This is a genomic window from Paenibacillus aquistagni, assembly GCF_900177815.1.
In the GTDB taxonomy this organism is placed as follows: domain Bacteria; phylum Bacillota; class Bacilli; order Paenibacillales; family Paenibacillaceae; genus Paenibacillus_B; species Paenibacillus_B aquistagni.
Genome location: NZ_FXAZ01000005.1, coordinates 240,797 through 254,599, shown reverse-complemented (window position 1 = coordinate 254,599; position 13,803 = coordinate 240,797). Strand labels below are relative to the sequence as shown.

Below are 13,803 nucleotides of genomic sequence, written 5' to 3'. Positions count from 1 at the left end.
TGAACATGGAATCTAACGTTGCGCCATCTACGACAACGAAGATGAACTTCAAAAATTCGAGGTCGCATCTATCTGACAAGATTGTCCCGATTATACTTTTTCTCTGCGCAGCATTATCCGTATTAACAACAATAGGAATCGTCGTTACACTGCTGTCTGAGACGATTAACTTTTTCAAAAGCGTTCCGTTCATGGATTTCTTGTTCGGAACAAAATGGAGTCCATTGATTGAACCAAAAGCGTTTGGGATTCTGCCGCTCTTAAGCGGCACCCTGCTTGTAACGGTCATTGCGTGTATCGTTGCCATTCCCATTGGACTTGCGAGCGCCATCTATCTTAGCGAGTATGCTCCGAAGCGTGTCCGCAAGATTGTAAAGCCGATTCTAGAGGTGCTTGCCGGCGTACCGACAATCGTTTATGGGTACTTTGCTTTAACTTTTGTTACCCCGCTGCTAAAGAGCATCTTCCCGTCAATGGGGGTGTTCAATGCGCTAAGTGCCGGTATTGTGGTCGGTATCATGATCATTCCAATGGTCTCCTCCTTAAGTGAGGATGCGATGTCGGCGGTGCCTAAGAGCTTGCGGCATGGCGCTTATGCCCTTGGGGCCACTCGCTTTGAAGTTGCGCTTAAGATCGTCGTGCCTGCGGCCTTCTCCGGAATTGTCTCTTCAGCGGTTCTTGCCTTCTCAAGAGCGATCGGGGAGACGATGATCGTAGCGGTTGCTGCAGGAGCAACACCGAACTTGACCTTGAACCCGCTGGAGAGCATTCAGACGATGACGGCTTATATCGTACAGGTGAGCTTGGGTGATACGCCGCATGGTTCAGTGGAATACGGCACGATCTTTGCGGTAGGTATGACGCTGTTCGTCATTACTTTCTTGCTGAACATACTAGCGCAGTATGTGGCGAGACGCTTCAGAGAGGAGTACTAAAGTCATGTCTATGTTCGAAGATGCCAATCGCAAGCAGATCAGCAATCGCCGCAAGAAGGATCTATATCTGCATCTGTTGTTTATTGCAGCTACATCCATCGGAATTATCGCTTTGATGGCTTTATTAATAAATATTGTTTTGGACGGGATTGGCCGCTTGAATCTTGATTTGTTCACCAATTACCCATCTCGCGTCGCTGAACGCGCGGGTATGAAGTCCGCTATTGTCGGTTCGATCTATATGGTGCTCATCATGGCTCCGATCTCCTTTGTTCTCGGCGTAGGGGCTGCGATCTATCTTGAGGAATATGCTAAAAAGAATGCCATTACCCGCTTTATTCAACTGAACATTAGCACCTTGGCAGGGGTGCCGTCCATCGTATACGGTATTCTTGGACTAACGATCTTTGTCCGGGGCTTATCGCTTGATCGCAGCTTGCTGTCCGGGGCGTTAACGATGACCCTGCTCGTGCTTCCTGTCATTATTGTATCGGCGCAAGAAGCAATACGCGCCGTACCACGGGCAAGAAGAGATGCTTCCTTTGCCCTTGGGGCAACCAAGTGGCAGACCGTATACGGTTCTGTGCTGCCTTCTTCCATCTCAGGGATTCTGACGGGTGTTATTCTTGCCTTGTCCCGGGCGATTGGAGAGACAGCCCCGCTTGTCATGATCGGAGCTCTAACATTCGTTGCTTTCTTGCCAAGCAGCATCATGGATCAGTTTACGGTTATGCCTATCCAGATCTTCAACTGGATCTCAAGACCGCAAGTGTCCTTCCATGATCTGGCGGCATCAGGCATCATCGTCATGATGGTCATGCTCGTACTGATGAACATCTCGGCTGTTATTCTTCGTAACAAGTATTCTAAACAGATTTAAAGGAGACGAGCGCATGAGTACTGCAACGCAGGCAGCGAATCAAACCTTAATTCATATTGAACAGTTGAATCTCTATTATGGCACGTATCACGCCTTGAAAAATGTGAACCTGACGATTCCAGAGAAGGCTGTGACAGCCTTCATCGGACCGTCAGGCTGCGGCAAGTCAACGCTGCTTCGCACGCTGAACCGCATGAATGATATGATCGATGGAACGAGAATAGAAGGGCTTGTCAGCATGGGCGGAACCGATATCTACAGCAGTGATGTGGATGTGGAGACGCTTCGCAAGAAAGTTGGGATGGTGTTCCAACAGCCTAATCCGTTTCCAAAGTCGATCTATGACAACATTGCGTATGGCCCTCGTCTTCACGGCATTAAAAGCAAATCTCAGCTCGATGAGATTGTGGAGCAAAGCTTGAAGCAAGCCGTCTTGTGGGATGAGGTCAAAGATTATTTGAAGCGCTCCGCCTTCAGCCTATCTGGTGGCCAGCAGCAGCGCTTATGTATTGCAAGAGCCCTTGCGGTGAATCCGGATGTCCTTCTCATGGACGAAGCCACATCCGCACTTGATCCAATCTCTACACTCAAAATTGAAGAGCTTGTTCAAGAATTGAAAAATAAGTATACGATCGTCATGGTCACTCATAACATGCAACAAGCAGCAAGAACATCTGATCAGACGGTGTTCTTCCTCAATGGCGAGATGGTAGAGTTCGATCAAACGGAGACGCTGTTCTCGAATCCGAGCGACAAACGCACAGAAGATTACATCACGGGACGATTCGGATAATACTGCACCGGGAGGGAAAGGGTATATTATGATTAAGCGTAGAGAATTCGATACGGGATTGGAAGAACTAAGCAGCCTGCTTCAGGAAATGAGCGCTCATGTCGAGCATGCCTTAATTGAGTCGCTGGAATCGTTGAAAACATCCGACATCGAGCGAGCGAAGAGCATTATAGCGAAGGATGCGGAGCTTAATGAGCTTGAGAATAAGATCATGGATATTGGCTCGCGGCTTATCTTAACCCAGCAGCCTGTGGCGAAGGACTTGAGAAGAATCCTTGTATCGTTTCGCATCTCAAGCGACCTTGAGCGGATGGGGGATCTGTCAATCGATATTGCGAAGGTCGTGGTTCGAATGAACGGCGAGCCTGTTATGAAGCCGCTGATTGACATTACGCGCATGGTTGAGATCGTGCAGCAGATGATTGCGGAGTCCACCAAGGCGTACAATGAAGAGAATGTGGACCTTGCCTACAAAATGGCAAAGGATGACGATATGGTCGATCAACTGTATGGCCAGATTATTCGTGAGCTGATGAGCTTCTTGGTTGAAGACCCGCACAAGGCTTCCCAAGTGATGAACTTGATGTTTGTCGGACGATATATCGAACGGATTGCCGATCATGCGACTAACATCGGGGAGAGTATCGTCTATCTCGTTACGAATGAAAGACCAGATTTGAATAGCTAAAGCGACTCATGATGCATACAAAGATTCGAATGACAACGGGTTGTCGTTCGAATCTTTTTTGCTTGCTGCTGGAAGGTTGAGTTTTTGAAGATCACATGCAAGTTCCGTCCAGCAAATTTCCATTATAGGGTGTGGCTATGCTATCATGAGAATAAGAGATGTAGACGAGGTGTACATATGGAAAAATGGATTGTAATCGATGGCAATAGTATTGCCAACCGCGCCTTTTACGCGATGCCGCCGCTTACGAATGCACAAGGTTTGCATACGAATGCGGTGTATGGATTTATGACCATGCTGCTGAAGCTTCTTGAAGAAGAGAAGCCCACGCATCTATTGGTTGCCTTTGATGCTGGAAAAATGACATTTAGACATACAGAATATAAGGAATATAAAGGAGGACGCTCCAAAACGCCACCGGAGCTGTCCGAGCAGTTCCCTGTGATGCGAGAGCTTCTGGATGCACTGGGCATCGCTCACTTCGAGCTCAGCGGCTATGAGGCGGATGATATCATCGGCACACTAACGAAGAGAGCAGATGAAGAGCAGCATACGATGATGGTCGTCACGGGAGATAAGGATATGCTGCAGCTCGCATCCGATCACGTGACCATTGTGCTTACCCGCAAAGGCGTCAGTGAGATCGAGAAGTATGATCCAGCTGCAATTGAAGAGAAGTATCAGCTGACGCCGCTGCAGATCATTGACCTGAAGGGGCTAATGGGCGACTCCTCTGACAATATCCCAGGTGTGCCTGGCGTGGGAGAGAAGACCGCGCTTAAGCTGCTCGCCCAATATGGCAGTGTGGAGAGCGTGCTGGAGCATGTAGACGAGCTTAAGGGCAAGATGAAGGAAAATATTCAAAATCATGCCGATGACGCCCGCATGAGCAAGCAGCTTGCCACGATATATCGCGAAGTTCCCATTGAGCTTGAGCGTGAGAAAATGACCTTTAGCGGTGTGCCAGCAGAGACGGCGCTTCCTATGCTTCAGAAGCTGGAATTCAAGTCGCTCTTAGACCGCATTGAGAAGCTTGCTGTCGGAGAGGCTGCTTCAAGCAGCTCATCTGATCAAGAAGAGATCGAGCTTCAAACGCTGATGGTGGACGATTCGAATCTGGCAGAGTTCATACAAGAGCTTGGTCAAGTCAACACCATTCAAGTGGAATCCCACGGTGACAATCCGCATCTGGCGGAATTGATTGGACTGATCTTTGCTACGCCGGATAAGTACTGGTATGTCAGCAAGGATGTGCTGCTTAAGGAGCAGGCAGAGCCTGTACGTGCGTGGCTTGGAGATCAGAATCAAGCCAAGATCGGCTTTGACCTTCATCGTGCGGAGTTGATCTTCCATTGGCTCCATATTCCGTATCGAGGAACAGGCTTTGACATCCAACTCGCCGCCTATGTGCTTGATCCAAGCGATGCTTCTGCAACGGTTCCAAGCCTTGCCGTAAAGTTCGGCTTATCTAGCATGGATAGCGATGAGACGGTATATGGCAAAGGAGCGAAGTTCAAGGTGCCCGATGCGGCAATTGTGGCAGCACATGCATCGCGCAAGGCGAGCCTTGTGCAGCAGCTTGTTCCGAAGATGGAAGCAGAGCTTAAAGCCAATGAGATGGATCATTTGTACTATGATCTAGAGCTTCCGCTGTCTTCCATACTTGCACGTATGGAAAAGACCGGCATTCGTGTCAATCAGGATACACTGCGACAGCTGGGAGAGCAGTTCTCAGCCGCTATAGACAAGACCATGAAGGAAATCTACGAGCTAGCGGGAACAGAGTTCAATGTTGGCTCACCCAAGCAGCTGGGCGAGATTCTCTTCGATAAGCTGCAGCTACCGGTAGTGAAGAAGACGAAGACGGGCTATTCCACTGACGCGGAAGTACTGGAGAAGCTTGAGCCTTATCATGACATCATTCCACTCATCCTTCACTATCGCCAGATGGCGAAGCTGCAATCCACCTACATTGAAGGACTGCTGAAGGAAGTGCGGCAGGATACAGGACGCGTGCATACGTACTATCGCCAGACCATTACAGCGACAGGACGTCTAAGCTCGCAATTCCCGAATCTGCAAAATATTCCGATACGCCTGGAGGAAGGGCGCCAGATTCGTCAAGCCTTTGTCCCGACTAATAGCGATTGGAACATCGTGGCAGCGGATTACTCCCAGATTGAACTCCGTGTGCTTGCCCATATATCTGGGGATGAGAAGCTGAAGGAAGCCTTTATTCACGATATGGACATTCATACAAAGACAGCCATGGATGTGTTTGGCGTGAAGGCTGAAGAGGTCGACAGCAATATGAGACGCTCCGCCAAGGCCGTGAACTTCGGTATTGTATACGGCATCAGCGACTATGGGCTCTCCCAGAATTTGAACATCACACGCAAGGATGCGGCTAAGTTCATTGAACAATACTTTGCTGTCTTCCAAGGCGTGAAGCAATATATGCATGATATTGTTGACGAGGCGAGAAAGCAGGGTTATGTGAAGACGATGCTGGAACGCCGGCGCTATCTGCCAGAGATTAATGCATCGAACTTCAACCAGCGCTCTTTTGCCGAGCGTACAGCGATGAATACGCCGATCCAGGGCACCGCAGCCGATATCATTAAGCTTGCAATGGTGAAGATGGATTCAGCGCTTAAGGAGCAGAAGCTAGAGAGTCAGATGCTTCTGCAGGTGCACGATGAATTGGTATTTGAAGTGCCGCCTCATGAGGTTGAAATCATGAAGAAGCTGGTGCCTAAGGTGATGGAGGAGGCCATTGAACTTCATGTGCCGCTTCGCGCTGATGTAAGCAGTGGAGCCAACTGGTACGAGGCGAAGTAAGACGTAATTTCAACCAACTTCCCTCTGCATGATAAGGATCAGGTATAATGGGGAATGAGGTGATAACAGTGCCTGAATTACCAGAGGTAGAAACGGTCAAACGGACCCTAAATACATTAGTAAAAGGAAAGAAAATTGAACGAGTTACGGTAAGTCTGCCGCGCATTATCCAGCGTCCTGCTGAGCCTGAGATGTTCTGTGATGCGCTTACAGGGCATACGATACAAGAAGTGGAGCGTAGAGGAAAATTCCTTCTTGTACGCTTGGATGGCCTCGTCATGGTGTCTCATCTGCGCATGGAAGGCCGCTACGGCGTCTATGTATCGGACGAGCCGATTGAGAAGCACACCCATGTCATCTTTCACTTCGATGATGGCACAGAGCTTCGTTACAAGGATGTGCGCCAATTCGGCACGATGCATCTGTTCTCGCCAGGTGAGGAGAAGACACAAGCACCGCTTCAGAAGCTTGGGATCGAGCCTTTGAGTGAAGACTTTACAGTAGAGAGCTTAGCAGCAAAGCTTCGCAAACGGCGCAGCTTCATCAAGCCAGTCCTGCTTAACCAGCATATCATTGTAGGGCTTGGCAATATTTATGTCGATGAAGCCTTGTTCCGATCGAAGATTCATCCTCTGACCCCAGCGGATTCACTTCAAGCGGATCAGCTCGCAAGATTGCATGAAGCCATCATCTTTACCCTGAAGCAGGCTGTTGATGCGGGCGGCTCCTCCATAAAGTCCTATGTGAACGGCCAAGGAGAAATGGGCATGTTCCAGCATCAGCTTCAAGTGTATGGCCAAGAAGGCAAGCCTTGCGTTCGCTGCGGGCAGCTAATCGAAAAGTCTGTCGTCGGCGGACGAGGAACACATACCTGCCCAAGCTGTCAGGGACGGCGTTAACGGAGGTAGCTTCCTGACTTGCGTGAACAATGCACGAATCCTCTCTCTAGCCCATATGATAAGGTACATTGGTTCACGCCATTGTTCTCATCAGAGAAGGTCAGCAGGGAGGGAATCATGTTGTTTGCGCATGCAGCATCACTATTGATTTTGGCGTTTGCACTTAGTCTGGACAGCTTCGGTGTCGGACTAACCTATGGAATGCGGCGGCTTCGTATTCCATGGCTATCTGTCTTAATCATATCGATTTGTTCAGGACTCGTCATTTTTGCATCGATGCACGTGGGGGCTTTGTTCATCCACTGGTTCTCTGATCGAGCGGCAAGTATACTTGGCGCGCTTATTCTAATCGGGATTGGGATATGGGCTATGGTTCAGTTCTTCCAATCTCAGGATACTGCTGGAAGTGTAGACATTACGCTTGAACATGAGAGCAAACATGATTCGCAGGCTTTTGAACAGTCAAGCCCAGAACCGCAAGTGCAGCAAATTCTAAAAATCCAGCTTAAACGAATAGGGATTATTATCCAGATTCTGCGTACACCTGATGCAGCGGATATGGACCGTTCTGGCACGATCAGCGCCCAAGAGGCGGCTTGGCTCGGTGTGGCGCTGTCGCTTGATGCATTTGGAGCTGGAATAGGCGCTGCATTGCTTGGCTACTCTCCGATCTGGACGGCGCTTATTATTGCCATATTCAGTGGAACTTTTTTGCAGCTAGGGATACGGATCGGCATTACCTTTGGCCAGTGGCGCTGGCTGAAACGCTTGTCCTTTTTGCCCGGATGCCTGCTTATCATAATCGGGATTATGAAGCTGTTCTAGATGGATCGAATTGCAAGCTCGTGATGTTTATGGAAGAGGTGATCGAATGAACATTGGATTGACAGGAGGAATCGCTTCTGGCAAAAGCACTGTGGCTGCTCTGCTCGCGCAGCACGGTGCAGCCTTAATTGACTTGGACCGAATCGCCAGGGAGGTCGTGCTTCCTGGCAGTCCGGTTCTTAAGCAGATTGTAGATCGCTTCGGATCGGACATGCTGCAAGATGATGGTTCTCTTCATCGAAAGCGGTTAGGCGAGATCGTATTCAGGAGCGCTGCTGACCTCGAGGCGCTGAACGCGATTACGCATCCTGCAATTCGTCAGGTCATGTTTCAACAGATGGCAGCATATGAAGAGGAAGATCCGAATCGGCTAATTGTCGTTGATGTGCCATTATTGTATGAGTCGAAGATGGAGCAGCTCTTTGAGGAAGTGATGGTTGTATATGTTCCGCGTCAGCTGCAGCTTAAGCGCTTAATGGAGCGGGATGGAATCACGAAGGAGCAGGCTGAAGCCAGGCTGAATGCACAGCTTGACATAGAAGCGAAGCGTGCTCAAGCAGATATTGTGATATGGAATGATCAGGGCATAGAGGAGACGAAGGAGCAAGTGCTACGTTTTGTGAAGAAAAAGGGTATGCTATGAATGCGTTTATGAAAAAACTACGCAGCAAAACATGGCTGTTGATCTTGGTTGTCGGCTTTGTCTTGCTATGGATCTTGCAATCTGAATGGTTGGGACAATGGATGTATCCGATACCCTACAAAGATACCATCCAGCAAAAAGCACAGGATCAAGAGCTTGATCCGCTGCTGGTGGCTGCGATCATTCGCGTGGAGACCAATTACATAGCGGGCCGTGAATCTAGAAAAGGAGCCGTTGGGGTTATGCAGTTGATGCCAAGCACAGCGGAATGGGCGATGCAGCAAATGAAGCTTCGCAGCCATTTTTCGCTGGAACAGCTAAAAGATGAGGTCGACCCCAATATTACAATTGGCACCTGGTATCTGAAATCCTTGATTAACATGTACGATAATAATATTGTAGCTGCCGTAGCCGCATATAATGCAGGTCCAGGCAATGTTAACGAGTGGTTAAAGAATGGTACTTGGGATGGAAGTCTTGACACTGCGAAAAATTCAATCCCCTTTAATGAAACACGCATGTATGTCAAAAAGGTATTTCATTATTATGAGAAATACAAGAACGTGTATACCTAAATTGAAGGAAGCATGATGGATAGGAAAAGTGCTGAATTCAGCCTAAAATAGAGGAAGCATCGGACAAGCGAGTGCTTATCCGATGCTTCTAGAAGATCATTATTTGTATTGACCAGCAAGTTGTTGTTCAGCGATTTGCACAAGGCGCTTCGTGATGTAACCACCGATGGAACCAGTGTCACGAGTAGCCATGTTACCATAGTATCCATCTTGTGGGATAGCGATACCAAGTTCTTGTGCGATCTCGAACTTCATTTGCTCAAGCGCACCAGTCGCTTGTGGTACAACTAGGTTGTTGCTAGAACGGTTGTTTTGGCTCATTTCTTTCACCTCCTTGCGGTTGGTAATGATATTGTGCGCAAACTTGTTAATATCATTACTAAAAAATCATGGGATGTTTTGGAACTTAGAATGGAGAATAAAAGAAGGGGGGACATGCACTTCTATGAGATGCCCTTATTGTGATTATAATGGCACGAAAGTATTGGATTCGAGGCCAGCCAACGATAATAAGTCGATTCGCCGTCGTCGCGAATGTGAGCAGTGCAGCCGTCGCTTCACTACGTTTGAGATGGTGGAGGAAACTCCGCTGATTGTGATTAAGAAAGATGGCAGCAGAGAAGAGTTCAGCCGCGAGAAGCTGCTGAGAGGTCTGATCAGAGCTTGTGAGAAGCGGCCCGTATCGGTGGAACAGCTTGAGGCTATAGTATCTGAAGTGGAGAAGCAGATTCGTACAACTGCGCAGGCGGAAGTCGAAAGCCAATCCATTGGCGAGATCGTAATGGAGCAGCTATACCCTGTCGACGAAGTGGCTTATGTGCGCTTTGCTTCGGTTTATCGTCAATTCAAAGACATCAATATGTTTATGAAAGAGCTCAATACCTTGCTGTCTAAAGACAGTCTTGATCCTAATGTTCAGAAGAAATAGTGGAACACGAAGCCGTGCATTTTATGAAAAGAAGCCTTTCCTGTCCGTTCAACGGTGGGGAAGGTTTTTTTGCGATGCATCATCGAAGTCTTTGAACAAATAAGCAGACCCTTTGACACCTGCTGTACAGGCATTAAAAGGTCTGCTCGGTGGATCGCATTTGCCGTTCAATTTAATTTATGGTGTATACTCGATGACCATCTTTGACACTTGCTTTTCCCATGAATCTGAACCGGAGAGCTCCACCTTCAAAAATTGAGTACCTGCAGGAAAGGCCGCTTGGGGGGTATATTGTTTTCGGTACCACTTGCTTCCCGTATAGACGCCAGGAGTGCTGACATGAGCGATCTGAGTCCAGTTCTGGTTATCTGGGGAGGCGTAGAAAGCAACGCCGTCCCATACGCTGAACTGATACAGGGTAGCAGTAAAATTAGAAATATTAGGCAGCTGGTAAACAAAACTTTGGGTTGTGCCCTCTGTACGCTTTACTCTAGAGGAGTCTCCATCAAAGTATCCTGTATTGGAGGAGTCCATCGCAAGTCCGCTCGTATGAGCGTGTGTCAGAGACCAATCATTCAGGTTATCAGTTAAAGTCAAGGTCTCAGCTGGCTGTGAGCCGTTCTGTCCAACATAGGTAACGACGCTCTTCGGTGGCACGGCAGTATAATAGCTGCCATTCACCAAAGGAATGTTTGCGCCTTGTGTTAAGCTTAAGCTGGAGTTAGTCGTATATGGCGTAATATAGCCTGCTGTAAAGCCGCTTGGTGCAAGATTGAGTTCAGCAGTGGAATCCGTATCATTAATAGCGACAATAGTGAATTTACCGGTAACAGGATCTTTATAAGCCGAAGTGTAGACGCCTGACTTTGGACTCTCGGTTGCACCGATGCGAACATAGCCCGGACGAATGAATTTGCTGTAGTTGCCGAATGTATAGTAACGCTTGGTGACTTGATAAGTATTGGTATCCTTATACACATTGATGAGGCCTTCGTCATTATTTCCTGGGATGGCACCCGTCCAGTACAACCAAGCGTTTACATTGGCCTTGGTCATGAAATTGTGCATCTGCTTGGCAAACTTAAGCCCTGAGTTGATGCCTGGATCATACGTATCTACCGAAGATACTTCAGTCATCCATACTTTCTTGCCTTTTGAGACAGCTGTGGAAAATGGAGTTGTCGGCATCTCCGTGTTAATGATCGGAATCGGGTAGTTATGACCAGCCACAATATCAAGTCGTTCTGCTGCAGCCGGATCGTTCAAGGAGTCTTTGATCAGATCTTCCGACCACCATGAGGATTCGCCAGCGATAACCTTTGTATTCTGCACGCCCTCTGCAAGCATGGCCTGTTTAAGGTGATCACGGATGAATACCTGGAAGTTGGTGGAGTTCCACTCGCTTGAATCCCATGTTAAGAAGGTCATGGAATTAGGCTCATTGGCGATGGACATTGCGTACATGTCTATGCCAAATTGATCCTTGTATTCCTTCGCGAACTTAGACATCAGAGCAGCAAAATCACCGTAGTTCTCTTGCTTCAAGTAACCGCCATGTGTCGTCTGGTTGTTGGTCTTCATCCATGCCGGCGGACTCCATGCACTGGCTACGATCTTATCTACACCACGCGCCTGTGCTTGCTGCATCACCCATACTTGATCTGGCCTTGCATTGAAGTCATAAACACCTGGTGAAGGGTTGAAGTCAGGGAAGATCGCTCCTCGGAAGATGGATGCTCCAATGCCATCCTCTTGATTGAATAGTAAATCCATGATGTGGCTGCGAACAGGCTCCTGCAGATCATACACCGCATCAGACCATCCTGCTTGGGATACCCCGAAGCCATCGATGTCTTGTTTGACGTCGTTCCAATTAATAGTGACACTGGATGCTGCGCCTGCGGTAAATGGGACTGAAATAACGGACATGAGTAGCATGCTTACAATGAGACTGGACTTTAAAAACTTCTTCAACATTAAGCTCATCACCTCTCGAATAAATTTGAGAAAGCTTAAACTTCACTTGAAAGCCAATGCAGCATGCAGTTCCTGTTCGCAGGCTTTCAGCCCTCATTGTAGCAAGCCGAGTGAAAAGCAACTAACAATCTCGTGACTTGATGATGATACGATGGTGACATTTTGGTAGCGTTTACAAAATATTAACATGAATCAGCCAGAGTTCGACCTCATGGCTGTCTCTTCGAGCTGCCGCCGATAGTGCTGGGGCGTGCATTGATATTGCTTTTTAAACATTTTCGTGAAGTAGGAAAAATTCGTGTAGCCAACGGATTGTGCGATATCCGAGATTGGGAGTGTCGAGCTTTCAATAAGTTCTCTTGCCACTTTCATGCGCTCATTCAACACATAATCGGTTAAGGACTCCCCAACCTCTTTTTTAAAGAGCCTAGAGAGATAAGCGGGGTTGAGATGCACATGATCAGCAAGCTCTTCTCTTGTAATAGTATCGCTAAGATGATCTCGAATGTAACGCTGCACGCGATGGATAACGGAATCATCCTTGTGAAGCTGCTCATGAACGATACACAGTAACCGTCGAGACCATTCCTCCATTTCAATGATAGAGCGGGGCATAGCCTCATGATATGAGCTCTCTGCACTTAGAAGCAGATGGTGCAGGGATAGGCCATGCTTGTACAAGATGTAATGGATCATCTGCATATAACTGTGATAGAACGAATGAAGGAGCTCTGTGTTAAGCTCAGCCTCTAGATTAAGCTTGCTAAAGAAGCGGCACAGTTCTCTTTCCATATCGTCTTTTTTGCCTTGTTCGATCAGAACTGTCCAAGTATTAAACGCTGGAAGCTTAGCGCCTGATTTGCTGCTATGCTGCTCTTTAAGCCAATGCACCTCGGAATTCTTCTTCATCATGCTGTACTCCATATCCAAGAGCTTATGATACATATCGCTGATCTTCGACATCACGGCTGGCTTGCCAATATAGCACGACACATAGCCGTACAAATATTGATGGCAGTACCTGATGTATTGGCGGCATTGCTCTTCAAGCCATAAATCATCCAGCTCGTCTGCACGCTCTAAGAACAATAACACACAATTGACACCAAGCTTCGTCTGAATCACATCGCCATGCCGATCTTGAAGCATAAGATCACGGGCAATATTGCGAAGAGCGTATTCCAGCACCTCTTCATCCGCGCTGTTCAGCTCCCGATCCCAGCCCTCTACACTTATGACGATAGGGAGGATCAGCGTATGGGCGGTTAATGGAAGCACATACTCATGGATGAGCCGCTCGGTATTGGCTTTCGTGCACGTTATTTTTTTAGAAAAGAGATCGTTCCAGAACTTATCTGTAATCAGTGATTTTTTCTTCAGCCACAGGTTATAATAAGGCTTGTACTGCTCTCGTAGAGAAGCGAGCTCTCGTTCTTCCTTAATGGTGTCGAGCGCCCTGCCGATGGTGGTTTGCAAAATATGATATTCCACAGGCTTTAATAAATAATCGAATCCATCGAGTTGAATCGCTCGCTGCACGAAAGAGAAATTGGAATGCGCCGTAAGGAAAATCGTCTCGGTATTCGGCGAATGCTCATTGACCCACTCCAACAGCTCGATTCCGTTGCCTCTTGGCATCTCAATATCACAGATGAGAATGTCAATCTGAATCTTGTTCATGACTTGCATCGCTTCTCGAATATGAAAGGCTTCATACACCTCTGCGATTTGCAGCTCCTCCCACTTCACGCCGCTTCTTATCCCCATCACAGCGTAGACCTCATCATCAACAATAAGCGCTCTGTAAGCCATGGTTATC

At 47.8% G+C, this 13,803-nt stretch carries 13 protein-coding genes; 10 read left to right on the top strand and 3 right to left on the bottom strand.

The window, feature by feature from the left end; genetic code table 11:
• Window positions 1–5: 5 nt before the first annotated feature.
• From pstC to B9Y93_RS17690, 9 genes are all read left to right on the top strand, one after another.
• Window positions 6–935: a phosphate ABC transporter permease subunit PstC gene (gene pstC, locus B9Y93_RS17730; RefSeq protein WP_085496538.1), complete on the top strand. Its 930-nt coding sequence runs from the start codon at window positions 6–8 to the stop codon at window positions 933–935.
• Window positions 936–939: 4 nt separating this feature from the next.
• Window positions 940–1,815, top strand: a complete 876-nt coding sequence (gene pstA / locus B9Y93_RS17725) for a phosphate ABC transporter permease PstA (RefSeq protein WP_085496536.1) — start codon at window positions 940–942, stop codon at window positions 1,813–1,815.
• 13 nt (window positions 1,816–1,828) lie between these two features.
• On the top strand, window positions 1,829–2,608 hold the full coding sequence (pstB, locus tag B9Y93_RS17720) for a phosphate ABC transporter ATP-binding protein PstB (RefSeq protein ID WP_085496534.1): 780 nt from the start codon (window positions 1,829–1,831) through the stop codon (window positions 2,606–2,608).
• 28 nt (window positions 2,609–2,636) lie between these two features.
• Entirely contained in the window at window positions 2,637–3,296 is a 660-nt protein-coding gene (gene phoU, locus B9Y93_RS17715; protein ID WP_085496532.1) for a phosphate signaling complex protein PhoU, read from the top strand.
• Between the two features lie 177 nt (window positions 3,297–3,473).
• Window positions 3,474–6,137: a DNA polymerase I gene (gene polA, locus B9Y93_RS17710; protein WP_085496529.1), complete on the top strand. Its 2,664-nt coding sequence runs from the start codon at window positions 3,474–3,476 to the stop codon at window positions 6,135–6,137.
• A gap of 68 nt (window positions 6,138–6,205) precedes the next feature.
• Window positions 6,206–7,036: a DNA-formamidopyrimidine glycosylase gene (gene mutM / locus B9Y93_RS17705; RefSeq protein WP_085496846.1), complete on the top strand. Its 831-nt coding sequence runs from the start codon at window positions 6,206–6,208 to the stop codon at window positions 7,034–7,036.
• 117 nt (window positions 7,037–7,153) lie between these two features.
• On the top strand, window positions 7,154–7,861 hold the full coding sequence (gene ytaF / locus B9Y93_RS17700) for a sporulation membrane protein YtaF (protein ID WP_085496527.1): 708 nt from the start codon (window positions 7,154–7,156) through the stop codon (window positions 7,859–7,861).
• 46 nt (window positions 7,862–7,907) lie between these two features.
• On the top strand, window positions 7,908–8,504 hold the full coding sequence (coaE, locus tag B9Y93_RS17695) for a dephospho-CoA kinase (RefSeq protein ID WP_085496526.1): 597 nt from the start codon (window positions 7,908–7,910) through the stop codon (window positions 8,502–8,504).
• Between the two features lie 8 nt (window positions 8,505–8,512).
• On the top strand, window positions 8,513–9,079 hold the full coding sequence (locus B9Y93_RS17690; RefSeq protein WP_170936443.1) for a lytic transglycosylase domain-containing protein: 567 nt from the start codon (window positions 8,513–8,515) through the stop codon (window positions 9,077–9,079).
• Window positions 9,080–9,178: 99 nt separating this feature from the next.
• Here the strand turns inward: B9Y93_RS17690 and B9Y93_RS17685 are convergent, their stop codons facing one another.
• Entirely contained in the window at window positions 9,179–9,400 is a 222-nt protein-coding gene (locus B9Y93_RS17685) for an alpha/beta-type small acid-soluble spore protein (protein WP_085496522.1), read from the bottom strand.
• A gap of 124 nt (window positions 9,401–9,524) precedes the next feature.
• Between B9Y93_RS17685 and nrdR the strand changes: the two genes are divergently transcribed.
• Window positions 9,525–10,007: a transcriptional regulator NrdR gene (gene nrdR, locus B9Y93_RS17680; protein WP_085496520.1), complete on the top strand. Its 483-nt coding sequence runs from the start codon at window positions 9,525–9,527 to the stop codon at window positions 10,005–10,007.
• 177 nt (window positions 10,008–10,184) lie between these two features.
• On the opposite strand, the gene B9Y93_RS17675 is transcribed toward nrdR, so the two are convergent.
• The gene (locus tag B9Y93_RS17675; RefSeq protein ID WP_176228972.1) at window positions 10,185–11,984 is read right to left on the bottom strand and encodes a glycoside hydrolase family 30 protein; all 1,800 of its coding nucleotides are present in this window, start codon (window positions 11,982–11,984) and stop codon (window positions 10,185–10,187) included.
• Between the two features lie 192 nt (window positions 11,985–12,176).
• Window positions 12,177–13,796 carry a helix-turn-helix domain-containing protein gene (locus B9Y93_RS17670; RefSeq protein WP_085496517.1) on the bottom strand — a complete coding sequence of 540 codons (1,620 nt, stop codon included), beginning with the start codon at window positions 13,794–13,796 and terminating at the stop codon, window positions 12,177–12,179.
• Window positions 13,797–13,803: the final 7 nt, after the last annotated feature.